Source organism: Streptomyces sp. NPDC048636, from assembly GCF_040650655.1.
In the GTDB taxonomy this organism is placed as follows: domain Bacteria; phylum Actinomycetota; class Actinomycetes; order Streptomycetales; family Streptomycetaceae; genus Streptomyces.
The window spans coordinates 149174-173400 of record NZ_JBEZHR010000007.1 but is presented as its reverse complement, the minus strand read 5'-3'; the positions used below and the strand labels follow the sequence as shown (position 1 = coordinate 173400).

The window sequence follows — 24227 nt, the reverse complement described above, 5'->3', positions numbered from 1 at the left end:
CGAACAGCACGGAACTGCCTCGGAGTTTGGGATTCCCCTTGTCGGGGCGCCGATGAGCCTTTCACGGTGTGAGCAGGGTGACAAGAAGATCGAGGGGTCCCGGTGGGGCGGGATCGGCCCCACCTGGCGGGCTGCTTCGAGCGGTCGGATCGAGGTTAACCCCGGTCGTTGGGGACCGAAACCCCTGTGCGGCGGCCCGGGACGGGGAGGTCCGGGCCGCCGCGGCGGGGAGCGGCGCGGAGGCGAACGGGGGATCGCCGGGCGCGCGTCCTGCGGTGGATCAGCCGGAGCCGGTGGCTCAGAGGGCCAGTTCGGCTCCGTAGGCGCGCAGCCAGGAGTCGACGCCCAGCACCATCTCCATGGCCTGCCGGGACTCATGCTCCCGGCCGTGCACGGCCCGTTCGGCGGCCTCCTTGTCGATCAGCGGCCGGGCCGGGGCGCCCGGGTCCGCGAGCAGCTCCCGGACCTGGCCGCGCAGCGCGTCGGCGTAGCGGGTGTCCTGGGTGCTGGGGTAGGGGCTCTTGACGCGGTCGGCGACGGCGTCGGGGAGGACGTCCCGGGTGGCTGCCCGCAGCAGTGACTTCTCCCGGCCGTCGAAGGTCTTCAGCGACCAGGGGGTGTTGAACACGTACTCCACCAGCCGGTGGTCGCAGAACGGGACCCGCACCTCCAGGCCGACCGCCATGCTGATCCGGTCCTTGCGGTCCAGCAGGATCTGGACGAAACGGGTCAGATGCAGATGGCAGATCTCCCGCATCCGCCGCTCGGCCGCCGACTCGCCCTCCAGCCGGGGCACTTCGGCGAGCGCCTGGCGGTAGCGGGCGTCCCGGTAGCCCTCGAGGTCGATCTTGGTGAGCAGCTCACGGCTCATCAGCGTCTCGAGCCCGCCGGTGTCGGTCCCGGTGAAACCGGTGTTGCGGAAGGCGTGCAGCCAGGGGAAGGTGTCGGCCCGTACGGCGTCCTCGTCGTGGAACCACCGGTAGCCGCCGAACACCTCGTCCGCCGATTCGCCGGAGAGCGCGACCGTGGAGCGCTTCCGGATCTCCCGGAAGAGCAGATAGAGCGAGGTGTCGCCCTCCCCGAGTCCGAACGGCAGATCGCGCGAGGTCAGCACGGCGGCGCGATGTTCCGGATCCATCAACGTGGCGGTGTCCAGCACGATGTCCTGGTGGTCGGAGCGGGCGTGCTCGGCCAGCGCGTGGGCGTACGGGCCGTCCGGGGTGGCGCGCAGCGCGTCCGCCGTGAAGTTCTCGGTCTGCCCCGCGAAGTCCACCGAGAACGACCGCACCGGTCCGTTCCCCGTCCCGGCCAGCCGCCGGGCCGCCAGCGCGGTGATCGCCGAGGAGTCGAGTCCACCGGAGAGCAGGGTGCACAGCGGTACGTCGGCGATCAACTGCCGGTCCACGATGTCGTCCAGCAGCTCCCGCACCCGCCGCACCGTGGTCTCCTGGTCATCGGTGTGCTCCCGCGCCTCCAGCGCCCAGTAGCGCCGTTCGGTCAGCCCCTCGCGGCGCACCCGTACGACATGTCCGGGCCGCACCTCGTACATCCCCCGGTACACCGCGTGCCCCGGCGTCTTCACGAACCCGAGCAGCTCGGCCAGCCCCTCCCCGTCCACCACCGGCCGCACCCGCGGATGGGCCAGCAGCGCCTTGGGCTCGGAGCCGAACAGCACCCCGTCGGCCGTCGGCCAGTAGTAGAGCGGCTTGATCCCCATCCGGTCCCGCACCAGCAGCAATTCCTGCTCGCGCGGATCCCACAGCGCGAACGCGTACATCCCGTTCAGCCGCCGGACGAAGTCCTCGCCCCACTCCAGATAGGCGTGCAGGGCCACCTCGGTGTCGCTGTTGGTCCGGAAGGCGTGCCCGCGCACCGCCAATTCCCGCCGCAGCTCGCGGTAGTTGTAGATCTCCCCGCTGTACGTCGTCACCAGCACGGTGCGCCCGTCGCGCTCGACCGCCATGGGCTGTTTGCCGCCCTCGATGTCGATCACCGCCAACCGCCGGTGCCCCAGCGCCGCATGGCGGTCCACCCACACCCCCTCCGCGTCCGGCCCCCGGCAACTCATCGTCCGGTTCATCGCCTCGAGCACCTCACGCTCGGCGGTCAGGTCCTTGTCGTACGAGATCCATCCGGTGATACCGCACATCCGCGGAATCGCTCCCTCCGGTCGGCTCGCCCCGTCACTCCGGGGCATGGCTCTGCCTCGCGGGCGACATTTCCGCCGGTCCCGCGGCGGAAGGCCCTGTTTCCCCACCGTACGCCGAAGTGATTGCATCGACCACCAGTCGCCTAAGGCAATGAAAATAATCCGGCCAACGGCCCGCGCCCGCCCGGTGTTGTCCTTCCGCACATGCCAGCCCCAATGCGCCTCTCACCGGCCTTATGCGATCCCATAGATGACTCCGCCCTCGCAGATGCGCCACTATGATTGCCGGATGCACAAGTACCGGATCGGTGAGGCGGCGGCGTTGCTGGGGGTCAGTGCCGACACTTTGCGGCGCTGGGTCGACAGCGGGCGGCTGGCGGCGGAGCGGGATGAGCAGGGGCGGCGGATGGTGCCGGGGCCCGCGCTGGCCGCGTTCGCGCGGGAGGCCGCCCGGGGCGCGGAGCGGGAGAACCCCGGCTCCTCGGCCCGCAATCGCTTCCCGGGGATCGTCACCGAAGTGATCCTGGGCGATGTGTCCGCGCAGGTGGAGATCCAGGCGGGGCCGTTCCGGGTGGTGTCGATGATCAGCCGGGAGTCGGCGGAGGAGCTGGAGCTGGAGCCGGGCGTTCCCGCGGTGGCCGTGATCAAGTCGACCAATGTGGTCGTGGAAAGACCGTGAACCCGCGTGCCGTGGCCGGATCATGAGGGTCCGCGCCCGGTGCGACAGAGAGGGAGAGACCCTGTGACCACCCGTTCCGCGTCCCGTCGTGCCCTGCGCGTGGTCGGCGGCCTCGCCGTGGCGGCCCTGACGCTCAGCGCCTGTTCCTCGGACGACTCCGGCGACGGCGGCAAGAAGAAGGACTCCGGCGCCTCGGAGAAGCTGTCCGGCACGGTGACGGTCTTCGCGGCCGCTTCGTTGAAGGAGAGCTTCCAGACACTGGGCAAGACCTTCGAGAAGGAGCACCCCGGCACCAAGGTGACGTTCAACTTCGGTGGCAGCGACGCCCTCGCGGCGAGCATCACCTCCGGCGCGCCCGCCGATGTGTTCGCCGCCGCGAGCCCGAAGACGATGAAGATCGTCACCGACCACAAGGACGCCAAGGGCGCTCCGGACACCTTCGTCCGCAACCAGCTGGAGATCGCGACCCTCCCGGGCAACCCGGACAAGATCAAGAGCCTCAAGGACCTCACCCGGTCCGGGACGAAGGTGGCGCTGTGCGCCAAGGAGGTGCCGTGCGGCGCCGCCGCGCAGAAGGCCCTGGACGCGAGCCACCTCGAGCTGACGCCGGTCTCCTACGAGCAGGACGTCAAGGGCGCGCTGACCAAGGTGGAGTTGAAGGAGGTGGACGCCTCCGTGGTCTACAAGACCGATGTGAAGGCCGCGGGCGGCAAGGTGGCCGGGGTGGAGTTCCCGGAGTCGGCCAAGGCGATCAACGACTACCCGATCGTGCCGCTGAAGAACGCGCCGAACGCCAAGGCGGCCGGTGCCTTCATCGATCTGGTGCGGTCCGCGCAGGGCCAGAAGGTGCTGAACCAGGCGGGCTTCCTCAAGCCGTGACGCCCACCGGAACCACCGGCGGGGCCGCCGAGCGGCTCAGCGGCGGGCCGCGGTCCCGGCGTACTGTCCGCCGTACCCGGACCGGGGTCCCGGTGCCGCTGCTGCTGCCCGCGCTCGGCGGCTTCGCCTTCCTGGTGCTGCCGCTGGTGGCGCTGTTGCTCCGGGCGCCGTGGCGCGGTCTGCCCGAGCAGCTGACCAGCGCGGCGGTCTGGGAGGCGCTGCGGCTGTCGCTGATCACCGCCACCGCCGCCACCGCCGTGGCGCTGGTGCTGGGCGTACCGCTGGCCTGGGTGCTGGCCCGGGCCCGCTTCCCCGGCCGCGGGCTGCTGCGTGCCCTGGTGACCCTGCCGCTGGTGCTGCCGCCCGTGGTCGGCGGTGTGGCGCTGCTGCTGGCGCTGGGCCGCAACGGGGTGGTCGGCCGCTGGCTGGACTCCGCCTTCGGCATCACCCTGCCGTTCACCACCACCGGGGTGGTGGTCGCCGAGGCGTTCGTGGCGATGCCGTTCCTCGTCATCAGCGTCGAGGGCACGCTGCGCGCCGCCGACCCCCGCTACGAGGAGGCCGCCACCACCCTCGGGGCTTCCCGCTTCACCGCCTTCCGGCGGGTCACCCTGCCGCTGATCGCGCCGGGGGTGGCCGCCGGAGCCGTCCTCGCCTGGGCGCGGGCGCTCGGCGAGTTCGGCGCCACCATCACCTTCGCGGGCAACTTCCCCGGCCGTACGCAGACGATGCCGCTGGCCGTCTACCTGGCGCTCCAGAGCGACCCGGCCGCGGCCATCGCGCTCAGCCTGGTGCTGCTCACCGTCTCCATCGCGGTGCTGGCCGGACTGCGCGACCGCTGGATGGCGGCGTCATGAGCACCCGCCCCGCCCGCACCCCGTCCGCCGCGCGGCAGACCGCCGCCGAGGGCCTGGACGCCCATCTCGTGGTGGCCCGCGGCGACTTCCGGCTGGATCTGCGGCTGACCGCCGCGCCCGGTGAGGTGGTGGCCCTGCTCGGCCCCAACGGCGCGGGCAAGACCACCGCACTGCGCGCCCTGGCCGGACTCACCCCGCTCACCGCCGGATCGCTCTGGCTGGACGGCCAGGCGCTGGAGGAGCCGGAGCGGCGCATCGCCACCCCGCCCGAAGCCCGCCCGGTCGGCGTGGTCTTCCAGGACTATCTGCTCTTCCCCCACCTCACCGCGCTGGACAACGTGGCGTTCGGCCCCCGCTGCCACGGCCTGTCAAAGACCGAGGCGCGCGCCGAGGCCACCGACTGGCTGGCCCGGCTGGGCCTGGCGGCACACGCCCACGCCAAGCCCCGACGGCTCTCCGGCGGCCAGGCCCAGCGGGTCGCGCTCGCCCGCGCGCTGGCCACCCGGCCCCGGCTGCTGCTGCTCGACGAACCGCTGGCCGCGCTGGACGCCCGGACCCGCCTCGACGTCCGCGCCCAGCTCCGCCGCCACCTCGCCGACTTCGAGGCGGTGGCGGTCCTGGTCACCCATGACCCGCTGGACGCCATGGTGCTCGCCGACCGGCTGGTGGTCGTCGAACACGGCGGTGTGGTGCAGGAGGGCACCCCTGCCGAGATCTCCCGCCGCCCGCGCACCGACTACATCGCCAGCCTGGTCGGGCTCAACCTCTACCAGGGGCGGGCCGACGGCCACACCGTCACCCTCGACGGCGGTACGGCCATCACCACCACCGAGGACCTCACCGGCCCGGTCTTCGTCGCCTTCCCGCCCTCGGCCGTCACCCTGCACCGCGACCACCCCGACGCCAGCGCGCGCAACGTATGGCGGGCCGAGGTCGCCGGGCTGGAGTCGCACGGCGACCAGATCCGGGTGGAGCTCACCGGTGAACTGCCGCTGCTCGCCGATCTGACCACGGTGGCCGTCGCCGAACTCGGCCTCCAGCCGGGCCGTACCGTCTGGGCCACCCTCAAGGCCGCCCAGACCCACGCCTATCCGGCCTGAGCCCCGTCCGGCCGCCCCGCCGCGCGGCCGTACCCGTCCGGGGCGGCGCGGAAGCGGGGGCCGGGGGCCGGGTCCGGTGCCCCTCGGTAGGGTCCGCCCCATGAACCGACATGGCTCCCTGCTCGACCGGCTGCGCGAGGACCCCCGGGCCGCCGAACTGGCCACCCACCCCTTCGACTTCGACCCCGGCTTCTACGAGCACGTCGAACCGGTACGGCTGGCGTCCGGCGCGGCGCTGGAGGGGATCGGGAAGGACGCGGGCGGGGGCTCGTTCTTCCTGTGCGGGGACGGTGGCGACGAACGCCCGGTGCTCTACGCCGACTCCGAGGGCTCGGCCGGGATCGTCGGCACCGGTCTCACCGAGGCGTTGCGACTGCGGATCGGGGCGCTGTGCTGGGGGGAGGCGCTGGACACGATCGCGCGTGCGGGGCGGGAGTTCGACGAGCGCGAGACCGCGGAGTTGCTCGCCTCCCTCGAGGCCGAGTACAGCGAGGACTGCGGTCTCGAGGACCTCGCCGGTGACCGCGCCGAACTCGTCGAGCGGCTGGGCCTCGGCCCCCTGCCGTCCGCCTCCCGCCTGCTGGAGCTGGCCCGCGAGGCGTCGGCCCTCTCCCCGTCGTACATCCTCCTCAACGAGGAGGGCCGACCCTACGACCGTCTGTGACGTGGTTCCTCCGGCCTCAGGAGGGGATCGGGACGGCCTGGCCGCTGACGCGGACCCGGGCGTCGTCGGGGGCGACCTCGACGAGGAGGTCGCTGGGGCGGCCCATGTCCTCGCCCTGGCGGATCCGTACCCGTGTCTCCTCCCGGATCAGCCCCAGCGTGCGCAGATAGCCGCCGAAGGCGGCGGCCGCGGCGCCGGTGGCCGGGTCCTCGACCACCCCGCCCACCGGGAACGGATCGCGGGCCCGGAAGTCGAAGCGGTCCGGGTGCTCGCGCCACACCAGGTGCACGGTGGTCCAGCCGCGCCGTGTCATCAGCTCCTCCAGGGCGGCGAAGTCGTAGTCGAGCGCCGCCAGCCGCTCCCGGGTGGCGGCGGCGAGGACGAGGTGGTCGTTGCCCGCGAAGGAGACATGCGGGGGCAGCGCCGGGTCGAGGTCGTCCCGGGACCAGCCCAGGGCCGTCAGCGCCGCGTCCAGTTCGGCGTCCTCGGCGGGGCGGGACCGGGTGGGCACGCTGGTGAGGGTGGCGCGGGGCGGTCCGTCGCCGTCCGTCGCCGTGGCCACCCGGATCTCGCCCGAGGCCGTGTCGAAGACCAGCTCGCCGGGGCCGTCGCGCTCGACGAGGGCGACGGCCGTGGCCACGGTGGCGTGGCCGCAGAACGCCACCTCGGCGCGTGGGCTGAAGAACCGCAGCCGGTAACGGCGCGCGGCCTCGTCCCGTTCGGTGAGGAACGCGGTCTCTGAGTAGCCGAGCCGGGCGGCGACGGCGGTCATCGCGGCGTCGTCGCCCGCGAGGGCCCCGGCGTCGAGGACCACACCGGCGGGGTTGCCGCCGGCGGGCTCGGTGGTGAAGGCGGAGTAGCGCAGCACCTCGGTGTCGTTCAGCGGTGGGGTCGTCATGGGAACCATGATCGAGCCCTCACGGCCATCGCGTCCAACGATTCCTTTCGCTGGTGTCCATCGAGGATCCCGATAGCCTGGAGGGATGGACACCCGACTCCTGCGGACGTTCGCGGCCCTGGCGAGGACCGGGAGCTTCACCGCCACCGCCGCCGAACTCCATCTCGCCCAGTCCACCGTGACGGTCCAGATCCGCACACTGGAGAAGGAGTTGGGCACCCGGCTCTTCGACCGGCTGCCCTCCGGCACCCTCCCGACCAGCACCGGCCGCCGTCTGCTGAAGGAGGCCGAGGACGTCCTCGACGCCGAGGCCCGGCTGCGGGCGGCCGCGGCGGCCGGGAGCGCGGACGCGGCGGACGGCGCGGTGGAGGGACAGGTCGTGCTGGGCGCGGGCGAGTCCCTGTGCGCGTCCCGGCTGCCCGGACTCATCGCCGCGCTGCGCCGCAGCCACCCCGGGATCGACCTCGAGCTCCACGCGGTGGGCACCGAGGCGGCCGTGGCGGGGCTGCGCTCGGGCCGGCTGGACCTCGCCCTGCTGCTGGAGCCGGAGGTGACCGATACCGAGCTCACCGCCCGCCCGATCGCCCGCGAACCGCTGGTCTGTCTGTCCGGCCCGGACCATCCGCTGGCCGGGCATACGGTGGGCTGGGCTGGGCTGGCCGGGGAGCGCTTCTTCGTTCATGAGCAGGGGTGTTCCTACAGCGACCAGCTCGTCCGCACCCTGCTCGCCCTGCCGGGCCCGGCGCCCCGGCTCACCCGCTTCGGCAGTATCGAGGCGGCCCGCTCCTGCGTGGCGGCCGGTCTCGGCCTGACCCTCCTCCCCCGCACCACGGCCGAACGCCAGCTCGCGGAGGCCACGTTGGCCGAGGTCCACACCCCCGCCGTACCCCCCGTCCCCATCCAACTCACCCACCACCGCCGCCGCTGGACCAGCCCGGCGGCGCGAGCGGTGGCGGAGGAGCTGACGCGGCTGATGGCGGTGTGAGCGGTCAGCGCGGAACGGCCCCCTTCTCGGGTGTGTGGGCGGGATGAGGGATGCCCCGTTCATCGCCCGTGTGTCAGCAGTGTCTTGGACACCAGCCGGTCGCGGGCGAAACACAGCCGGTAGGCGTCGGAGGCCAGCAGCCCGGTGCTGTAGTGGACGCAGTCCTGGCCACGGGGCGGGGCCGGGGAGCCGTCGGGCGGTCCGTCCCGGGTGAACAGCGGCAGCCGCGGTGTCACCTCGCCGCGCGGGGTGCCCACCGCGAGCCGGTCGTAGGTGCTCCGGTCCAGCACCGAGAAGTACGAACTCGCCAGGCTGACGGGGGCCATCAGCAGCAGGATCCCGGCCAGTGCCGCCACCGGTGCCACCAGGGCCTGGGTGAGCTGGCGCCGCACCCGGTGCCGGGCCCGTGTCAACTCCCGTCCGGAGGTGGTGAGCCGGGAGGCGTCGGTGGCGGCGCGCGGTGGGGGAGCGGCCGTGGCGGGAAGGTCGGCGGTCAGCTCGAAGCCGCCGTCCGGGGCCGGGCCCGCGCGCAGCTCACCGCCGGCGAGCCGGACCCGTTCGTCCAGCCCCACCAGGCCCGAGCCACCGGAGACCACCTCCGGCAGCGGTGCCGTGGCGGCGGGGGAGTTGACGACGGTGAGGGCGACGGCCGGAGGGTCCTCGGTACGGACGAGCCGGACCCGGACCGCCGCGCCCGGTGCGTGTTTGGCGGCGTTCGTCAGCCCTTCCTGGAGCACCCGGTGTACGGCGAGGGCGGCCATCGGCGGCAGCCCGGTCAGCTCGCCGTGACGCTCCAGGGTGATGTCGAGCCCGGAGGCACGGGCCCGCGCCACCAGGGTCTCGGCGCTCTCCCCGGGCGGGGCGGTGGCGGGCCGGTCCGCCCCCTCCGGGTCCGTGTCCTCGTCCGCGCGCAGCACCCCGATGATCTCCCGCAGCCGTGCGGTGGCGGCACCCGCGGCCGCCCGCAGCTCCCCGGCGGCCCGCTGCTGGCGCGCGGTGAGTGTGGCGTCGACTTCGAGGGCGGCGGCCCGCACCGCGATCAGCGTCAGCTCATGGCCGAGCGAATCGTGCATATCGCCCGCGATGCGGGCCCGTTCGCGATAGCGGGTGCGCTCGGCGACGACCCGCTGTTCACGCTCCATCCGGTCGGCCAGCCGCCAGCCCAGCCGGGTCAGTTCGGCGTACTGGCGGCGGTATCGGCCCAGCAGCCACGGCAGTCCCGCGCTGCCCAGCAGGGTCAGCAACAGCCCCGGCCACGCCCACAGATCCCGTTCGACCACCACGCACAGCGGCAGCCCCGCCACCGCCACCGAGCCGAGGAACCACAGCACGGGGCGGGCCGTGGCGGTCCGGCATCCGGCGAGGAAGCCGAATACGGCCAGCGCGGGCCAGTACAGCGGGGTGAACATCTTCGCGCTCAGGGCCAGACTGAGCGCCACCGGGACCCCGAGCGCCGCCAGTGGCCACCGGCGGCCCACCGCGAGTGCCGCCGCCAGCAGCGGAGCCGCCACGACCGCCACCACCTTGGCCCGGCCGTACGAGGAGAGCGCCGCCTCGGAGGCGGGCGGCAGCCACAGCGCCGTCCACAGCGCGGCGTCGAGGAGCCGGGAGGCCCACCCCCGCCCCCGCCCCCGTGCCAGCCGTGCCCTTTCCAGCCGTCGAAGTCCACTGCGCAGCATGGGCCCAGCATCGTCGATCGGCCCCGTGGGCGCCCCCGACGAAAGTAAGGTCTCCGGCCGGACCGGCCCCGGGCCCGGTGCGGATCACTCCTGGTGTACGAGACCCGCCTCGTACGCCAGGATCGCCGCCTGTACCCGGTTCTTGACCCCGAGCCGGGCGAGGACCTGACTGACGTACGCCTTCACCGTGCCCTCGACCAGGTGCAGCCGCCGGGCGATCTCCGCGTTGGACAGCCCGGCGCCGACCAGGGCGAGCACCTCGCGCTCGCGCCCGGTCAGCTCGGCGATCCGCGCGCGGGCACCGGCCTGTCGGCCCAACTGCCCAGAGCCCAGCTGTGCGATGACCCGCCGCGCCACGGACGGGGAGAGGTACGCACCGCCCCCGGCCACCGCGCGCACCCCGGCGATCAGCTCGCGCGGATCGCCGGACTTGAGCACGAATCCGGCCGCGCCGGAGCCGAGCGCACTCGCGACGTACTCGTCCTCCGAGAAGGTCGTGAGCATCATGACGGCGGTGCCGGGCAGCGCCCGGCCGATTTCGGCCGCCGCCCGGAGCCCGTCCAGCCGGGGCATCCGGATGTCCAGCAGACACAGGTCCGGGCGGTGGCTCAGGGCGAGTTCCACGGCGTGATGGCCGTCCCCGGCCTCGGCGACGACCTCGATGTCCCCGGCCGCGCCGAGGATGGCCGCCACCCCGGCGCGGATCATCGGCTCGTCGTCCGCGAGCAGCACCCGGATCATCGGCTCGCTCTCTCCCCCGGTCATGGCTCCACGCTACCGGGGCCCACGCGCCGGGCCCCGGCTCCCCATATCCCCGGCGCCAACGCCCCCGCCCTCAGGCCGCCGACGCCAGCAGCGCCGTCATCTCCTCCCGGGCGCGGGCCACTCGGGACCGTACGGTGCCGATGGGACAGCCGGTCGCCTCGGCGGCGTCCGCGTACGGCAGCCCCAGCAGCTGCGTCAGCAGGAACATCTCGCGCCGGGCCGGGGCCAGTTCCTCCAGCAGGTCGAGCAGCGCCACCCCCTCGTCGAAACCGGGGAGCCCGACCGGCTGGGCCCGTTCGGCCACCTCCTGCCAGTCGTCGGTGTCGAGCAGCCGGGGGCGGGCGGCGGCTCTGCGGTAGCGGTCGATGACCACGCGGCGGGCGATCGACAGCAGCCAGGTACGGGCGGAGGAGCGCCCGGCGAACGTCGGCAGGCCGGTCAGCGCCCTCAAGTACGTCTCCTGGGTGAGGTCGTCGGCGGCATGCGGATCGGAGCTGAGGTGCAGCACGAAGCGGCGGACGTCGCGGCGGGTGGCGCGGACGAACCGCTCCACGGCGTCGGGGTCACCGTCGCGGGCGGCCAGGGCCCAGGCGGTGACCTGCTGGGCGTCGTACTCGACGGCGTACTCGACGGCGTCGTTCAGGGCAGCGGGCATCGTCAAACGTCCTTCCGGTGGCGGTGGACGGTCCGCGGAGGTGCTCGAGCCGCACGGTCCGCCGCGCGGCGGGCGCGGGGGCGCGCGCGGACGGCAGCCGGGAGTGGCACGGGGGCCCGCGGTACCGGGCATCGATCCGGCGCCGGGCGGGCAGCCGGTGCTCCGCCCCTCACCGGTGCGCCGCGAGAAGGGCGCGCTGAGGAAGGGCGGTCAGTGGCAGAGGAGCGGATGCCCCGGCGGCCCTCTGCGGCGGATCACATGCCACAGCAGCGCACCGCGCAACCGGCGCGTGGCGGTGGGCAGGGAGGACCAGCCGGGCGGTTCGGGCGCCACCGCGCCCAGCATCCGCAGGGCGACGCGCAGCGGTACGAACACGGCGGCCGCGAGCGCCCGGACGAGCCGGAAGGCGGCGGTCTCACCGCGCCACAGCCACACTCCGGTGAGGAGCGTGGCGAGCAGATGCGCGAGGGCCATGCCGGCGCTGCCGTGCCAGGGCAGGTCCAGCCCCGGAAGCCCCGTCGAACTCATCGAACCCACGGCGTCCATCGAGCCCATGGCGTCCATGGAGCCCATCGGCTGCCCGGCGCCGGACATCGCGTCCGCGCCGTGGTGCATGGGCATGGCCATCGGAGGAGGCCCGTGGGCGGGCGTCGCGCCCCACGACTCCGAGAGCGTGAACAGCACATGCAGCCCGTACTGGGCGACCACCGTCGAACCGGTCACGGCCAGCGCGCCGCGCTCCCGTCCGGCGGACCACCACGCGACCGCCGCAGTTCCGGCGAAGGCGCAGCCCACCGACCACAGCGGCAGCGTGCCACCACCGGACATCAGCACATGTCCGAGGGCCGTGACCACAACGCACACCGCCGCGAACACGGCGGCTCGCGCGAGGCGGAGGAACGACCCGGTGGCCATGGCGGTCATCGTGCCAGCGGCCGTGGCGGTGGACGGGAGCCCCCGGTGAATCTTCGTCCTCGCATGACAAACGGGAGCGGTGTGCTTCAGATCACAGCCGAAGTTCCGGAACTCGGGCGTCCACTTGGCCGACCACTCAACCGGCACCCCTGTGCCGACGTGCGGACCGCCCCGCGCGGCACGACGACCGACACACCCAGCGATCCGGGAGCCGTCCATGACCGCAGAACCCCTCTCCGCCGCCGCGGACGACGCCCCGGGCACCCCGGACACCGCGCCACCGGAGGAACCCACCACCCCGGCCCGCCGCGCCTCATGGGCGGCGCTGCGCCCGCTCGTCCTGCGGCTGCACTTCTACGCCGGGGTGCTGATCGCGCCGTTCCTGCTCGTCGCCGCCGTCAGCGGACTCCTCTACGCGGGCTCGTTCCAGGCCGAGAAGCTCGTCTACGACCATGAACTGCGCGTCCCCACCGGCGACACCGAGCTGCCGCTCTCCCGCCAGGTGGCCGCCGCCCGCGAGGCCCACCCCGAGGGCGAGATCAGCGCCGTGAGGCCGTCGCCCGAGGACGGCGCCACCACCCGGGTGCTGCTGTCCGGGGTGAAGGGCGTGGACGCGGACCACACCCTGGCCGTGTTCGTCGACCCGTACACCGGGAAGGTGCGCGGCGCGCTGGAGCAGTACGGCTCCTCCGGCGCCCTCCCGCTGCGCACATGGATCGACGAGCTCCACCGCGATCTGCACCTCGGTGAGACCGGACGGCTCTACAGCGAACTCGCCGCCAGCTGGCTGTGGGTGATCACCGGCGCGGGTCTGGTGCTGTGGCTGGCGCGCCGCCGCCGTGGCGGTGCCGCCCGGCGCGGGGTGCGTGCCGTCGCCCTGCCCGACCGTTCGGCCACCGGCCGTCGGCGCACCCTGTCGTTCCACGGTTCGGTCGGGGTGTGGGTGGCCCTGGGGCTGTTCTTCCTCTCCGCGACCGGGCTGACCTGGTCCACCTACGCCGGTACCAGCGTCGCCGACCTCCGCTCCGCGCTCGGCCAGAACACCCCCGCCGTCTCGGCCACCCTGGACGACGACCGCGCAGGTGGCGGCGGTGAACACGCGGGCCACGGCGGCGGAGCGGGCGCCATGCCGGGTATGGACCACGGCGGGTCCGGCGGACGGCACACCGGCGATGTGGGCCTCGACGCCGTACTGAAGGCCGCCCGCGCCGAGGGCCTCGGCAACCCGGTGGAAATCGTGCCGCCCGCCGGACCGGACCAGGCGTACGTGGTCAGCCAGATCCAGCGCAGCTGGCCGGAGAAGCAGGACGCGGCGGCCATCGACCCGGCGACCGGCGAGGTGACCGACGTCCAGCGGTTCGCCGACTACCCGGTGCTCGCCAAGCTCACCCGCTGGGGCATCGATCTGCACACCGGCAATCTCTTCGGCCTCGTCAACCAGATCGCCCTGGCCGCGCTCGCGCTGGCGCTGATCCTGCTGATCGGGTGGGGCTACCGGATGTGGTGGCAGCGCGGCCGCGGCTCGGCCTTCGGCCGCCCCGTCCCGCGCGGGGCGTGGCGCGAGGTGTCGCCGTACGTCCTGCTCCCGCTGGCCGCCGCCGTCGCCGTACTCGGGTACTACCTGCCGCTGCTGGGGATCCCGCTGGCCGCGTTCCTGGCGCTCGACGTCGTACTGGGCCGGATCGCCCACCGGCGGCGCCGCGGCAGCGCGTCAGCGGGCCGGTGAACGGGTGCGGCGGGTGCGCCGGGGTGATGGACTGGCCGTGTTGCCCCAGGCCCCTGGACGCGGAGGACCGAACGACCCATGGCCGTGCACTGGAAACTTGTCATCGACTGCGCCGATCCGCAGCTGCTCGCCGACTTCTGGGCGCAGACGCTCGACTACACCAAGGAGGACCACAGCGCCCTCATCGAGGGGCTGCTCGCCCAGGGGGTGATCGGGGAGGAGCACTACGCGGTGGTCGACGGCCGAAAGGTGTGGCGGCACGCCGCCGCCGTACGCCACCCCGACGACCCCGTGGACCCACGGACCGGCACGGGTCTCGGCCGACGCCTGCTCTTCCAGGCCGTTCCGGAGGCCAAGGAGGGGAAGCGGGACAAGAACCGGCTGCATATCGATGTGCACCCCGTCACCGAAAGCCGGGAGATGGAGATGGCACGGCTGCAAGGGCTCGGCGCCACCGTCCTGCGGGCCGTGGAGGAGCCCGGCAGCAGCCATGTCGTCATGGCCGACCCGGAAGGCAATGAGTTCTGCCTGCACTGAGCAGTTCTGCCCGCACGGAGCCGGGCGGGCGGTGCGGGCGGAGAGTGGGCGGTGCGGGCGGGGCCGGTGCGGCCCTGCCCGTCACTCGTCGTCCGCGGCGGCCTTCTCCTCGGCGTTCTCGGCCTTCGGCTCGGTGTCCGGCTTGGAGTCGTCGAAGTAGGCGTCCAGGACCGCGTCGAGCTCCGCGGTCCACGTCGCCAGCAGCCCCCGCGACGACGGCTTGACCTCGGCCTCGTACCAGCGGCGGTTGGTGGCGTAGACGGTGACGGAGAACCGCTTCTTGAACCGGGGGGTGTCGACCTCGACCGCCCCGATCTCGTCCCAGCCGAACTCGGCCTCCTCGCCGTCCATGCGGACGGTGATCCCGGAGCGGCGCGCGACGATGCCACCGCGGTGGTCGGACGCCTCGAAGACGGGCCCGTCACCGTCGTCCTCGTCGGTGTCCCCGCCGTCGGCGTCGGCCTCTGCTTCGGCTTCGGTTTCGGCCGCGTCGTCGGCCTCGGTGTCGTCCTCGGCCTCGTCGGCTTCGTCCGCCTCGGCTTCCGTCGCGGTGTCCTCCTCGACGACGTCCTCGGCTGGCTGCTCCGCCGTGTCCTTCGGGGTCTCCTCCTCCCCGTCGGCGGGGCGCGGGGACGTGAGCCCGGGGATGTACCCCGGGTCGGTGCCGGCGCCGGTGTGCATGGGCGGGATGATCGGTCCTGTGCTCTGCTCCACGGCGGGCAGTATTCCCGATGAACCTATGTGGGCGACAGGCCGTTCCCCCGCCGTTCCCCGTTCCGCCGTCCGACGGCCCTGTTCAGAGCGTGTTCAGGGGCCGGGGAAGTAGCGGTACGACGGGTCCTGGTCGGGGCGCACCGGCCCTTCCTCACGCGCGAAGAAATGGCTGAACTCCACGGCCTGCTCGAACCGTACGGCCCACAGCGGCCGCTCCCCGCCCCCGGGCGGTGGCTGCGGCCCCAGGGTGTACGCCGTGGCCGTCATGCCGTCCGCGGGGCCGCTGGAGTCCACCGAGGCGAAGCTCCAGTCCTCCTCGCCGGGCGCCCAGTCGCCACAGGTCAGCCACTCCTCCCGGAGGACGAGACGGCCCGGTGCCGGACAGTGCCACCGGAACCGGGTCACACTCAGCCCCTCACCGGCGCTCGCCCAGAGGCTCCAGCCGCGCCCGTCGGGCAGGAATCCCAGCTCGCTGGATTCCATCGCGCCGAGGTCGAAGGGCGTGCTGGTCCAGCGGCCCTCCAGACCGTCGCCAGCGCCCCGGCGGACGAATCCTGTCCTCCGGGGCGCTGGTGTCATGGCGCGAACGGTAGCCGGAACGCGGCTCAGCCGCACTTGCTGCCGTTGTTGATGCAGCGCACCGCCTTCGCCATCAGCCGTGACGACATCACATTGATGAAGTCGCCGTGGTCCGTGACCGGTTTGTGCAACTGCTCGGGGAAGCTGTCGACGGCGAACACCGAACCGGGCTTGACCTTGTAGGTGATCCGCTGGACCAGCTGCGGAACGGCCCGGAACCCCTGCGCACACGACCCGTCGGCCTGGGCGAACGCCACATGGGCCCGGTGGTTGGCGCTGTCGGTGTTCTTCCCGTCCCAGCAGCTCTGGAAGTTGAACGTACGCACCACGTCGCTGCCGCGCGGGCACAGCGGGTACTTGTCCTTCAGCTGCCGGTTCTCGAACCCGGTGCAGCTCCAGGAAGCGTTGGCGTTGGCCGTGCCGTTGGTGAACGACTTGGCGTCACCGGTGATGATCCGCAGGAACTTCGGCATCGCCGTCACCTTGCCGACGGGGCTGCCGCGGAAGGTGAGCTTCACCGAGGAGGGCTGGAGGATACGGCCGACGTTGCCGTCCTTGCCGCCGCCGTCCGCGTTCAGGTCCTTCTCGTCGCTGCCGTCGCGCAGCCGCAGGACCGGCCAGTAGTGGGTCGAGCGGTCGCCGTTGGAGCAGGTGGTCCCGGCGGCGGCGAGGTCCTGGTCGGAGGAGAACGCGTCGGTCGCGAGGTTGCCGACGTAGTCGTGCATATGGTGCGCGCCATTGCTCACACCGGGCGCCACGATCACGTTGTCCGGGTTGAAGTGCTTGTTCCCGTTGCGGCCGCAGCGCGAGGAGAAGGTGCCCTTGGAGGCGTTGCGCTTCGGCGCCGGCTTGCTGACGTTGGGCCGCACCCGGCGAATGTCCACGAAGTCGGCCTTCTGCGGCCCGCTCTGCGGCTGCTGCTGCTGACCGCCCGCGGCCGGAGTGGCACCACCCGGGGCGGGAGTGGCGGTGGTCCCGGCGCTCGCGTCGGCGTTCGCGTCGGCGCTGGCGGGTGCCGCGGTGTCCCGCTGCACGGTGCACGAGGCGAGCGAGGACAGCCCCTGCGGCCGGGACGCGACCTTGTCGATCGTCGTGGTGATGCGGATGATCGCGGAGCGGCGCCGCGTCGACAGCGGTTCCAGCACCCGCGTCTTCACCCAGTCGTCGCTCGCACTGGATCCCCGCGTGGCCAGCTGCTGGTACGCCTGGGCCACCTGGCTGTCCATCCGCGCCAGTTCGTCGTCCACCGTGGGCTGCGCCTGCCGCGGCACCCGCGTCAACCGGATGGAGACGTCCGGGCACTTGATGGTGAGGGTCTCCCGCACGGCCGCCCGCGGTGTGGCCGACTGCCCGGCCGAGGCGTCGTTGTCGGTCATCAGAAGGGCGCCAGCCCCGACACCCATCGCGGCAACTCCGGCGACGGTCATGACGAGAAGTCGAGACCGTCTGTGCTTCTTTCTCTTCACATGTCCACCCTTCAGGGATGTGGTCATAGGAGATACGGCAACAGCGGCGAAAGTTCTCAATGCCCGCTGAAATTTCTCCATGACCTCCCCAGACCTCCCCAAGTGGGACGTCCTGAGGTGGCGTCCGGCCTACCTCTTCAGGGCCCGGTAGCGCTTGAGCAGCGCGGTGATCCTCGCCTGGTCGGCCGCACCGTTGAGCTCGGTGAGGAGGTCGTCGGGACACAGCTCGTAGAAGTCGCCCCACCACCGGCGCCCGTGGTTGTCCCAGATCCGGTACCCGCCGGGCACGCCCCGGGCCACATACCGCCGTCTGCTCATCTCCGGTCTCCCATCCCCGTTGCGGCCCGCGTGCGCGTTCCCGCCCGCGTCCCCGTCCCCGTCCGCGCGGACTCCAGCTCCCCGCGCGCCCGCCTCCATGAAGCCATGCCGCCGCTCCCGCTTCCCCGACGGCTGCCCGTCCGGCGCGCTGTCGCGGACCAGCGTGTGCAGCACGCTGGTGAACTCATGTGCTGCCAGCGCCACTTCCCATGAACACACCAGCTCCACGGCCTTCTGCGTCAGCCACAGGCCGTGCAGCTTCTCATCCTCGGGATCGTCGGGCGACGGCAGCCCGAGCTTCCTGCGGTCCAGGATCAACTCCACCCGCTGCGCGGCGGTCAGGAACTCGCGGATGGCTTCCTTGCGTTCGGCCCGCCCGGTGTCGGCGCGCTGCCGGTGGTCGCGCTGCACCTCGACCCGGGCCCGGCAAACGAGACGCCGCGTCTTGCGAACCCGGGGGGCGGGTGTTATGTTACGAGGGATGCAAGACGATACGCACCGTCTCGCGCTCTCGTCGACGCCCCGTACCCCATCGAAGGGACCGCCTTTGTTCCCAGACGCCCCCACCCCCATCACCGCCGCCGATTCGCAGCTCGCCCTCGTGGACGTCACCAAGCGCTATGACGACCGCGTCGTCCTGGACCGCGTCTCGTTCACCCTCCGCCCCGGCGAGAAGGTGGGTGTCGTCGGGGAGAACGGCTCCGGGAAGTCCACGCTCCTGCGGCTCCTCGCGGGGCAGGAGACCCCCGACAACGGCACGCTCACCGTCGTCGCCCCCGGCGGTATCGGCCATCTCGCCCAGACCCTGGACCTGCCCGGCTCCGCGACCGTCGGCCAGGCCGTCGATCTCGCCCTCGCCGATCTGCGCCGCCTCGAGCGCCGCCTCCACGCGGCCGAGGCCGCCCTGTCCACGGCCGGGAGGGCCGGGAGGGCCGGGAGGGCCGAGGAGGCTCGGAAGGCCGAGGAGGCCGCGGCCGGGGAATACGCCCGGCTGCTCGCCGAGTTCGAGGCGCGCGGCGGCTATGACGCCGACCGCCGGGTCGCCGTCACCCTGCGCCGCCTCGGCGAGCGGGAGCCACTCGACCCCGGCCGTCGCCTCGGCACCCTCTCCGGAGGGAAGCGCTCCCGGCTCGCCCTCGCCGCCACCCTCGCCTCCTCGCCCGAACTGCTGCTGCTCGACGAGCCCACCAACGACCTCGACGACGAGGCCGTCGGCTGGCTGGAGGAGCACCTCCGCGCCCACCGCGGCACGGTCGTCGCCGTCACCCACGACCGCGTCTTCCTCGAGCGGGTCACCTCCACCGTTCTGGAGGTCGACCCCGACCGGCGCACCGTGCGCCGCCATGGCAACGGCTACGCGGGCTACCTCGCCGCGAAGGCCGCCGAGCGGGCCCGCTGGATCAGCGAACACGACGCCTGGCGCGCCGATGTGGCCCGTCAGTCCCGGCTCGCCGCCACCAACATCGGCCTGCTCTCCGCGATCCCCCGGAAGGCCCCGGCGGCCTTCAGCGGCGCGGGCGCCTTTCGCGCCCGGTCACGTGCGCACGGCGCGATGAGCCGCGTCCGCAACGCCCGCGAACGCCTCCACCGGCTGACCTCGGCCCCGGTGCCGCCGCCCCCGGTGCCGCTGCGCTTCACGGCCCGTGTCGAGGGCGAGGCCGACCGCGGTGTGACCCTGTCGGGCGTCGAGGTGCCCGGACGGCTCGCGCTCGCCGCCCTGGAGATCCCGCCCGGCGGCCGGCTGCTGGTCACGGGGGAGAACGGCGCGGGCAAGTCCACCCTGCTCCAGGTCCTCGCCGGTGAACTCGTCCCGGCCGCGGGCACGGTCGACCGCCCCTCCCGCGTCGGTTTCCTCCGGCAGAGCACCCGGCCGGTCCGCGACGACCGTACGGTCCTCCAGCGCTACGGCGAGGAGCGCGCGGCAGCCTTGGCGGCCACCGGCCTCTTCCACGACCGCGACCTCGTCCGCCCGCTCCGCGTCCTGTCCACCGGCCAGCGCCGCCGACTGGAACTGGCCCTGCTCGTGGCCGAACCCGCCGACCTCATCCTGCTCGACGAACCCACCAACCACCTCTCACCCGCCCTGGTGGAGGAGCTGGACGCGGCGCTCTCCCGCTACCGGGGCACCCTGGTGATCGCCACCCACGACCGCCGCCTGCGGGCGCGCTTCGACGGCCAGGAGCTGGCCCTGTGACCGGGTGGGGCGGTCCCGCGTCCGGCTGAAGTGGAACCTTGCGCTCCGACGGGGCAGGCTGGATCCATGTGGTCGCTCGTCCGCTCACCACCTCGGCCTCGCCCGGGGCTGGGTGGTCACGGCCAGTGGGTCATCGTGTTCGAGCGGTGCGTGCCTTTCCTCATCGCGCTGATCGCGCTGGGCATCGAGCTCTCACCCCTCGAGTTCCTGTACACCGGCCCGTTCCTCACGGCGACCCCCGCACTGGCCGCGCTGACGATGGGCCCCAGGGGCACGATGGCGGCCGCGGGCGTCGCCCTGGCCGTCAGCGTGACCACCGCCACCTACAACGAGGCGTGGGGCAGCGACCAGGTCTACAGCAACCTCCTGGGGCTGCTGCTGGTGTCCTCGGCCAGCATCACCATGAGTAGCGCGGTGCGTACGCGCAGACAGGGCGAGCTCGACCAGATCCGCCGTATCGCCTCCGCCGCCCAGGACGTCATCCTGCGCCCCGTCCCCGCCCGGCTCGGCCCCCTGCGCGCGGCCAGCACCTATCTCGCGGCCGAGACCGGCGCCCAGATCGGCGGCGACCTCTACGAGGCCGTGCACACTCACTACGGCATCCGCCTGATCATCGGCGATGTCCGCGGCAAGGGCCTCCACGCCGTCCGCGCGGCCGCCGCCGTGCTCAGCGCCTTCCGCGAGGCCGTGCACTACGAGGACGACTTGGCCGAGGTCGTCAACCACTGCGCGGCCGCCCTGAGCCGCGAGGCCGCCATCGGGACCACCGGCAACCAGGACGCCCAGGCGGAGGAGTTCGTGACCATCCTGGTCGCCCAGGTCCCGGACTCCTTCGTGATCCAACTCGTCAACCGCGGCCATCCACCCCCGATGGTGCTCCGCGAGGGAAAGGTCCGCTCCCTGACTCCCAGCTCGCCCCTGCCGCCCCTGGGCCTCGAAGGCTTCTTCTCCGCCGCGCCCACCAGGGTGGAGACCTACCCCTTCGCCCCCGGCGACCGTCTCCTGCTCTACACCGACGGCGTCATCGAAGCCCGCGACCGCGACCGGGCCTTCTTCCCCCTGGCCGAGGAGATGGAAGCGGTACGGCCGTGCACTCCGCCGGCCTTCCTGGAAGACCTGCACGGGCGCCTGCTGCGCCATACGGAAGGGGTGCTGGCGGACGACGTCGCCATGGTCGTCGCCGACCGCGTCGACGGCGACGGCGCACGTCCCGCGCCCTTCACATGACTTCTCACATGACTTCTCACATGACTTCCTGGAACACGGAGACGAGCTCTTCCGTGCCGAGGATGGCGTGGGCGAAGGTCGGGCCGTTCAACTCGTGCGCGGCGTGCATCATCTCGGGGAGCAGAGCCGCGGTCGCGTCGCGGACCAGCGTCACGTGGTAGCCGAGCTCCATGGCGAACCGGCTGGTGGACTCGATGCAGGTGTTCGCGAGCAGGCCGATGACCACCACATGCGTCATGCCGTGCTGCTTGAGCTGGAAATCCAGATCGGTGTTGGCGAACCCGCTCTGCGCCCAGTGCTCCTTGACGACGATGTCCCCCGCCCGCGGCTGGAAGTCGGGGTGGAACTCCCCACCCCAGGTCCCCCGGGCGAAGCTGTGCCGCTCCATGATCGACCGCTGGGTCGGGTTCGGATGGTCCCAGCTCTCGTAGTCACCCGGCTCCCAGCGGCGGTGCGGGACGATCACGATCCGCATGCCCGCCCGGCGCGCGGAGTCCACCACGGAACGCAGATTGTCCAGCAGCCGCACCGCCTTGGCCACGGGCTCGACCTGCGGCCAGACCTTGCCGCCCTCGGAGAGGAAGTCGTTGTACGGATCGACCAGCAGGACCGCGGTACGGCGGGGGTGGTAGTTCTCGGCGTTCTCGGCCACGGTTCTCCTCCGATCCGGAACGATGAACGAGCCACCCTCCCATTCTCCGCCCGGGAGACCGAGGCGCACCCGTGAGCGTGAGCTTCGCACCCCTTTCCACAGGAAACTTCCTCGAAGTCCCGCATCGTGGAGAGGAATTCCCCTTCTCGGGCGAAATACGTTCTGCCTTCAATTAAAAATTGTGAAAGGGGGAAGTCGCACACCAAAACCCCTTGGCCCGCCCGAATGCGCTGGTGTTAATGTGGCGCCCATAACCCTGTGGGACATAACCCGCAGGTCGCGAACGGGGGATGTACGGATGAGCTTATCCGGCATGCGCACGGAGGACGGTCGGAGCGTCACCGCGACCGTCGCGAGACTGGCCCACGGGCATATGGCCGCGCAGGTGGTGCGCGTCGCGGCCCGGCTGTCCGTAGCCGATCTGCTCCGCGACACGACGCGTACGTCGGCTGATCTGGCGCGCGCATGCGGAGCCGACCCACAGGCCATGCACCGGCTGCTGCGCGCGATGGCGGGGCTGGGGCTCCTCGCGGAGGACGAGAGCGGGCGGTTCTCGCTGACCGAGGCCGGATCGCCGCTGCGCACGGACCACCCGGACTCCCTCCACGCGCTGGTCCGTATGCTCACCGACCCCATCACCGTCGGTGCCTGGACGGGACTGGAGGAGAGCGTCCGCACCGGCGGCCCGCACTTCTCCAAGGCGTTCGGGCAGGACTTCTTCAGCTACCTCGGCGACGCCCCGCAGCTCTCCCAGGAGTTCAACGCGGCGATGAGCCAGGGCACCCGGATGGTGGCCGATCTGGTCGCGCACCACTACGACTTCGGGCGCTTCACCACCGTCGTCGACATAGGGGGCGGCCGCGGCACCCTCGTGGCCGCCATCCTGCGCGCCCACCCCACCCTGAAGGGCGTCGTCTTCGACACCCCCGACGGGCTGGAGGGCGCCGAGCGGCACCTCGCGGACCTCGGCGTCGGCGACCGCTGCACCAGCGAACCGGGGGACTTCTTCACGGCCGTCACGGCCGACGGCGATGTGCATGTGCTCAAGAGCGTTCTGCACGACTGGAACGACGAGCAGTGCGTCGCCATCCTCCAGCGCTGCCGGGAGGCCCTGACCGAGAACGGCCGTCTGCTGCTCGTCGAGCGAGTGCTGCCCGACACCGTCGCGGCGGGCGCGGACGAGCTGATGTTCCTGAGCGACCTCAACATGCTGGTGAAGGTGGGCGGTCGGGAGCGCACCCGCGCCGACTGGGACGCGCTGCTGCGCGCGTCGGGGTTCCGGCTCTCCGCCGTCACTCCGCTGCCCCGGCCCCAGCCCTTCTCGCTGATAGAGGGGACACCGGTCGCCCCGAGGCCCGAGCGGTGAGCGTGCCCGCCGCCGGCAGACACCGTCCGCGCGTCGGCCACATCCGATTCCTCAACTGCCTTCCCCTGTACTGGGGTCTGGGACGCACCGGCGCACTCCTCGACGTGGAGCTCACCAAGGACACCCCGGAACGGCTGAGCGATCTGCTGGTCGCGGGCGATCTCGACATCGGCCCCGTCTCGCTCATGGAGTTCCTCCGGCACGCCGATGACCTCGCCGTGCTCCCGGGCATCGCCGTCGGCTGCGACGGCGACGTCATGTCCTGCGAGATCGTCTCCCGGAAGCCGCTGGCCGATCTCGGCGGGGCGCGCGTCGCGCTGGGCTCCACCTCGCGTACCTCCGTGCGCCTGGCGAAGCTCATCCTCGCCGAGCGCCACCACGCCCACCCCGACTACCACAGCTGCCGCCCCGACCTCGGGCGTATGCTCGAGGCCGCCGACGCCGCCGTGGTCATCGGGGACGTCGGCCTACAGGCCCATACCCGCCGACTGCCCGAGGACGGGCTGGACGTGCACGACCTGGGCCGACTGTGGCACGACTGGACCGGGCTGCCGTTCGTCTTCGCCGTCTGGGCGGTCCGCCGCGACTACCTGGCGAGGGAGCCCGATACGGTGCACGAGGTGCACCGGTCCCTCCTCGCCGCGCGGGACCTCTCCCTGGCGCACCTCGACGAGATCGCGGCCCGCGCCGCCCGGTGGGCACCCTTCGAACCGACGCTCCTGGAAACGTACTTCAGCACGCTGGACTTCGGCCTCGGCCCAAGGCATCTGGCCGGGATGACCGAGTTCGCCCGCCGCGTCGGCGCCACCACCGACTACCACTGGCTGACGCCCCCCTCCTGACGTCACCCCTCGGGGTCGGCGACGTGGATATCAGGCCGGGCGGGGCACGATGGTCACCGCACGGTAGTCGTATCCGTCTTGTGCGAAGCCGGGGGCTTCCCAGGTGAGGTCGACCCGCTGTCCGGGCGTCAGAGTTCGGAAGCCGGTCGCCTGGATATCGGAGAAGTGGCCGAAGCACCCGCCCGGGGTCTCAGACGAGTCGAGCACGCCCCACCCCTCCTCGTCGTTCCACTCGCGGACAGTCGCAGTCACCATGGCCGAACCCTACGGCTCTTGCCTCCTACCTGTGCGGCGAGTTGATCGCCAGGCCCGGCGGGGGGGGGGGGGGGGGGGCGGGGCGCCCCCCCCCCCCCGCCCGGGGGCGCCCCCCCCCCCCGCCGG

The 24227-nt window shown here is 72.6% G+C and carries 24 protein-coding genes; 12 read left to right on the top strand and 12 right to left on the bottom strand.

The genetic code is table 11. The annotated features are described in order from the left end of the window. Positions 1 to 298 precede the first annotated feature (298 nt). A complete protein-coding gene (gene asnB, locus AB0C66_RS20875; RefSeq protein ID WP_362440395.1) occupies positions 299 to 2149 on the bottom strand; it encodes an asparagine synthase (glutamine-hydrolyzing) in 1851 nt (616 codons plus the stop codon). A gap of 289 nt (positions 2150 to 2438) precedes the next feature. On the opposite strand from asnB, the gene AB0C66_RS20870 reads away from it, so the two are divergent. From AB0C66_RS20870 to AB0C66_RS20850, 5 genes are all read left to right on the top strand, one after another. Next, the gene (locus tag AB0C66_RS20870) at positions 2439 to 2828 is read left to right on the top strand and encodes a TOBE domain-containing protein (RefSeq protein WP_362440392.1); all 390 of its coding nucleotides are present in this window, start codon (positions 2439 to 2441) and stop codon (positions 2826 to 2828) included. Between the two features lie 63 nt (positions 2829 to 2891). Continuing rightward, positions 2892 to 3707, top strand: coding sequence for a molybdate ABC transporter substrate-binding protein (gene modA, locus AB0C66_RS20865; RefSeq protein WP_362440389.1), 816 nt, complete (start codon positions 2892 to 2894; stop codon positions 3705 to 3707). Then, positions 3704 to 4564, top strand: a complete 861-nt coding sequence (locus tag AB0C66_RS20860) for an ABC transporter permease (protein ID WP_362440386.1) — start codon at positions 3704 to 3706, stop codon at positions 4562 to 4564. Before modA ends, AB0C66_RS20860 begins: the two co-directional genes overlap by 4 nt. After that, on the top strand, positions 4561 to 5664 hold the full coding sequence (locus AB0C66_RS20855) for an ABC transporter ATP-binding protein (protein ID WP_362440383.1): 1104 nt from the start codon (positions 4561 to 4563) through the stop codon (positions 5662 to 5664). Before AB0C66_RS20860 ends, AB0C66_RS20855 begins: the two co-directional genes overlap by 4 nt. A 100-nt stretch (positions 5665 to 5764) precedes the next feature. After that, positions 5765 to 6328, top strand: coding sequence for a hypothetical protein (locus AB0C66_RS20850; RefSeq protein ID WP_362440380.1), 564 nt, complete (start codon positions 5765 to 5767; stop codon positions 6326 to 6328). Positions 6329 to 6344: 16 nt separating this feature from the next. Here AB0C66_RS20850 and AB0C66_RS20845 read toward each other — a convergent pair whose 3' ends face one another. Continuing rightward, a complete protein-coding gene (locus AB0C66_RS20845; RefSeq protein ID WP_362440377.1) occupies positions 6345 to 7226 on the bottom strand; it encodes a PhzF family phenazine biosynthesis isomerase in 882 nt (293 codons plus the stop codon). A gap of 85 nt (positions 7227 to 7311) precedes the next feature. On the opposite strand from AB0C66_RS20845, the gene AB0C66_RS20840 reads away from it, so the two are divergent. Beyond that, positions 7312 to 8211 (top strand): LysR family transcriptional regulator, encoded by a 900-nt coding sequence (locus AB0C66_RS20840; RefSeq protein WP_362440374.1) that lies wholly within the window; start codon positions 7312 to 7314, stop codon positions 8209 to 8211. Between the two features lie 59 nt (positions 8212 to 8270). Here the strand turns inward: AB0C66_RS20840 and AB0C66_RS20835 are convergent, their stop codons facing one another. The 4 genes from AB0C66_RS20835 to AB0C66_RS20820 form a co-directional block, all read right to left on the bottom strand. Beyond that, positions 8271 to 9890 (bottom strand): histidine kinase, encoded by a 1620-nt coding sequence (locus AB0C66_RS20835; RefSeq protein ID WP_362440371.1) that lies wholly within the window; start codon positions 9888 to 9890, stop codon positions 8271 to 8273. 84 nt (positions 9891 to 9974) lie between these two features. After that, positions 9975 to 10631: a response regulator transcription factor gene (locus tag AB0C66_RS20830; RefSeq protein ID WP_362441093.1), complete on the bottom strand. Its 657-nt coding sequence runs from the start codon at positions 10629 to 10631 to the stop codon at positions 9975 to 9977. A 94-nt stretch (positions 10632 to 10725) separates the two neighbouring features. Beyond that, the gene (locus AB0C66_RS20825) at positions 10726 to 11310 is read right to left on the bottom strand and encodes a sigma-70 family RNA polymerase sigma factor (protein WP_362440368.1); all 585 of its coding nucleotides are present in this window, start codon (positions 11308 to 11310) and stop codon (positions 10726 to 10728) included. A gap of 210 nt (positions 11311 to 11520) precedes the next feature. Then, positions 11521 to 12225, bottom strand: a complete 705-nt coding sequence (locus AB0C66_RS20820) for a hypothetical protein (RefSeq protein WP_362440365.1) — start codon at positions 12223 to 12225, stop codon at positions 11521 to 11523. 217 nt (positions 12226 to 12442) lie between these two features. On the opposite strand from AB0C66_RS20820, the gene AB0C66_RS20815 reads away from it, so the two are divergent. Beyond that, on the top strand, positions 12443 to 13951 hold the full coding sequence (locus AB0C66_RS20815) for a PepSY domain-containing protein (protein WP_362440362.1): 1509 nt from the start codon (positions 12443 to 12445) through the stop codon (positions 13949 to 13951). Between the two features lie 78 nt (positions 13952 to 14029). Next, the gene (locus tag AB0C66_RS20810; protein WP_362440359.1) at positions 14030 to 14488 is read left to right on the top strand and encodes a VOC family protein; all 459 of its coding nucleotides are present in this window, start codon (positions 14030 to 14032) and stop codon (positions 14486 to 14488) included. An 81-nt stretch (positions 14489 to 14569) separates the two neighbouring features. Here the strand turns inward: AB0C66_RS20810 and AB0C66_RS20805 are convergent, their stop codons facing one another. From AB0C66_RS20805 to AB0C66_RS20790, 4 genes are all read right to left on the bottom strand, one after another. Then, positions 14570 to 15169, bottom strand: a complete 600-nt coding sequence (locus tag AB0C66_RS20805; protein ID WP_362440356.1) for a hypothetical protein — start codon at positions 15167 to 15169, stop codon at positions 14570 to 14572. A gap of 126 nt (positions 15170 to 15295) precedes the next feature. After that, complete coding sequence (locus AB0C66_RS20800; protein ID WP_362440353.1) at positions 15296 to 15781, bottom strand: hypothetical protein; 486 nt, start codon at positions 15779 to 15781, stop codon at positions 15296 to 15298. A gap of 26 nt (positions 15782 to 15807) precedes the next feature. Then, the gene (locus AB0C66_RS20795; protein ID WP_362440350.1) at positions 15808 to 17208 is read right to left on the bottom strand and encodes a DUF1996 domain-containing protein; all 1401 of its coding nucleotides are present in this window, start codon (positions 17206 to 17208) and stop codon (positions 15808 to 15810) included. 168 nt (positions 17209 to 17376) lie between these two features. Further along, positions 17377 to 17565: a hypothetical protein gene (locus AB0C66_RS20790; RefSeq protein WP_362441090.1), complete on the bottom strand. Its 189-nt coding sequence runs from the start codon at positions 17563 to 17565 to the stop codon at positions 17377 to 17379. A 571-nt stretch (positions 17566 to 18136) separates the two neighbouring features. On the opposite strand from AB0C66_RS20790, the gene AB0C66_RS20785 reads away from it, so the two are divergent. Both AB0C66_RS20785 and AB0C66_RS20780 read left to right on the top strand, forming a co-directional pair. Next, complete coding sequence (locus AB0C66_RS20785; protein WP_362441087.1) at positions 18137 to 19759, top strand: ABC-F family ATP-binding cassette domain-containing protein; 1623 nt, start codon at positions 18137 to 18139, stop codon at positions 19757 to 19759. A gap of 150 nt (positions 19760 to 19909) precedes the next feature. Continuing rightward, positions 19910 to 20986: a PP2C family protein-serine/threonine phosphatase gene (locus AB0C66_RS20780; RefSeq protein WP_362440347.1), complete on the top strand. Its 1077-nt coding sequence runs from the start codon at positions 19910 to 19912 to the stop codon at positions 20984 to 20986. A gap of 16 nt (positions 20987 to 21002) precedes the next feature. On the opposite strand, the gene AB0C66_RS20775 is transcribed toward AB0C66_RS20780, so the two are convergent. After that, positions 21003 to 21638, bottom strand: coding sequence for an isochorismatase family cysteine hydrolase (locus AB0C66_RS20775; protein ID WP_362440344.1), 636 nt, complete (start codon positions 21636 to 21638; stop codon positions 21003 to 21005). Positions 21639 to 21951: 313 nt separating this feature from the next. Here AB0C66_RS20775 and AB0C66_RS20770 point away from each other — a divergent pair, with 313 nt between their 5' ends. Beyond that, a complete protein-coding gene (locus AB0C66_RS20770) occupies positions 21952 to 23004 on the top strand; it encodes a methyltransferase (RefSeq protein ID WP_362440341.1) in 1053 nt (350 codons plus the stop codon). Further along, positions 23001 to 23846, top strand: a complete 846-nt coding sequence (locus AB0C66_RS20765; protein WP_362440338.1) for a menaquinone biosynthesis protein — start codon at positions 23001 to 23003, stop codon at positions 23844 to 23846. Before AB0C66_RS20770 ends, AB0C66_RS20765 begins: the two co-directional genes overlap by 4 nt. A gap of 30 nt (positions 23847 to 23876) precedes the next feature. Here the strand turns inward: AB0C66_RS20765 and AB0C66_RS20760 are convergent, their stop codons facing one another. Then, entirely contained in the window at positions 23877 to 24101 is a 225-nt protein-coding gene (locus AB0C66_RS20760; RefSeq protein ID WP_362440335.1) for a cold shock domain-containing protein, read from the bottom strand. Between the last annotated feature and the right edge of the window lie 126 nt (positions 24102 to 24227).

What these genes read in the sequence shown, in the direction of transcription:
- asnB (WP_362440395.1), bottom strand. Translation starts at nt 2,149, where the DNA reads ATGTGCGGTATCACCGGATGGATCTCGTACGACAAGGACCTGACCGCC.
- AB0C66_RS20870 (WP_362440392.1), top strand. Translation starts at nt 2,439, where the DNA reads ATGCACAAGTACCGGATCGGTGAGGCGGCGGCGTTGCTGGGGGTCAGT.
- AB0C66_RS20855 (WP_362440383.1), top strand. Translation starts at nt 4,561, where the DNA reads ATGAGCACCCGCCCCGCCCGCACCCCGTCCGCCGCGCGGCAGACCGCC.
- AB0C66_RS20850 (WP_362440380.1), top strand. Translation starts at nt 5,765, where the DNA reads ATGAACCGACATGGCTCCCTGCTCGACCGGCTGCGCGAGGACCCCCGG.
- AB0C66_RS20845 (WP_362440377.1), bottom strand. Translation starts at nt 7,226, where the DNA reads ATGACGACCCCACCGCTGAACGACACCGAGGTGCTGCGCTACTCCGCC.
- AB0C66_RS20840 (WP_362440374.1), top strand. Translation starts at nt 7,312, where the DNA reads ATGGACACCCGACTCCTGCGGACGTTCGCGGCCCTGGCGAGGACCGGG.
- AB0C66_RS20835 (WP_362440371.1), bottom strand. Translation starts at nt 9,890, where the DNA reads ATGCTGCGCAGTGGACTTCGACGGCTGGAAAGGGCACGGCTGGCACGG.
- AB0C66_RS20830 (WP_362441093.1), bottom strand. Translation starts at nt 10,631, where the DNA reads ATGATCCGGGTGCTGCTCGCGGACGACGAGCCGATGATCCGCGCCGGG.
- AB0C66_RS20825 (WP_362440368.1), bottom strand. Translation starts at nt 11,310, where the DNA reads ATGCCCGCTGCCCTGAACGACGCCGTCGAGTACGCCGTCGAGTACGAC.
- AB0C66_RS20820 (WP_362440365.1), bottom strand. Translation starts at nt 12,225, where the DNA reads ATGGCCACCGGGTCGTTCCTCCGCCTCGCGCGAGCCGCCGTGTTCGCG.
- AB0C66_RS20815 (WP_362440362.1), top strand. Translation starts at nt 12,443, where the DNA reads ATGACCGCAGAACCCCTCTCCGCCGCCGCGGACGACGCCCCGGGCACC.
- AB0C66_RS20810 (WP_362440359.1), top strand. Translation starts at nt 14,030, where the DNA reads ATGGCCGTGCACTGGAAACTTGTCATCGACTGCGCCGATCCGCAGCTG.
- AB0C66_RS20805 (WP_362440356.1), bottom strand. Translation starts at nt 15,169, where the DNA reads ATGCACACCGGCGCCGGCACCGACCCGGGGTACATCCCCGGGCTCACG.
- AB0C66_RS20800 (WP_362440353.1), bottom strand. Translation starts at nt 15,781, where the DNA reads ATGACACCAGCGCCCCGGAGGACAGGATTCGTCCGCCGGGGCGCTGGC.
- AB0C66_RS20795 (WP_362440350.1), bottom strand. Translation starts at nt 17,208, where the DNA reads ATGACCGTCGCCGGAGTTGCCGCGATGGGTGTCGGGGCTGGCGCCCTT.
- AB0C66_RS20790 (WP_362441090.1), bottom strand. Translation starts at nt 17,565, where the DNA reads ATGAGCAGACGGCGGTATGTGGCCCGGGGCGTGCCCGGCGGGTACCGG.
- AB0C66_RS20770 (WP_362440341.1), top strand. Translation starts at nt 21,952, where the DNA reads ATGCGCACGGAGGACGGTCGGAGCGTCACCGCGACCGTCGCGAGACTG.
- AB0C66_RS20760 (WP_362440335.1), bottom strand. Translation starts at nt 24,101, where the DNA reads ATGGTGACTGCGACTGTCCGCGAGTGGAACGACGAGGAGGGGTGGGGC.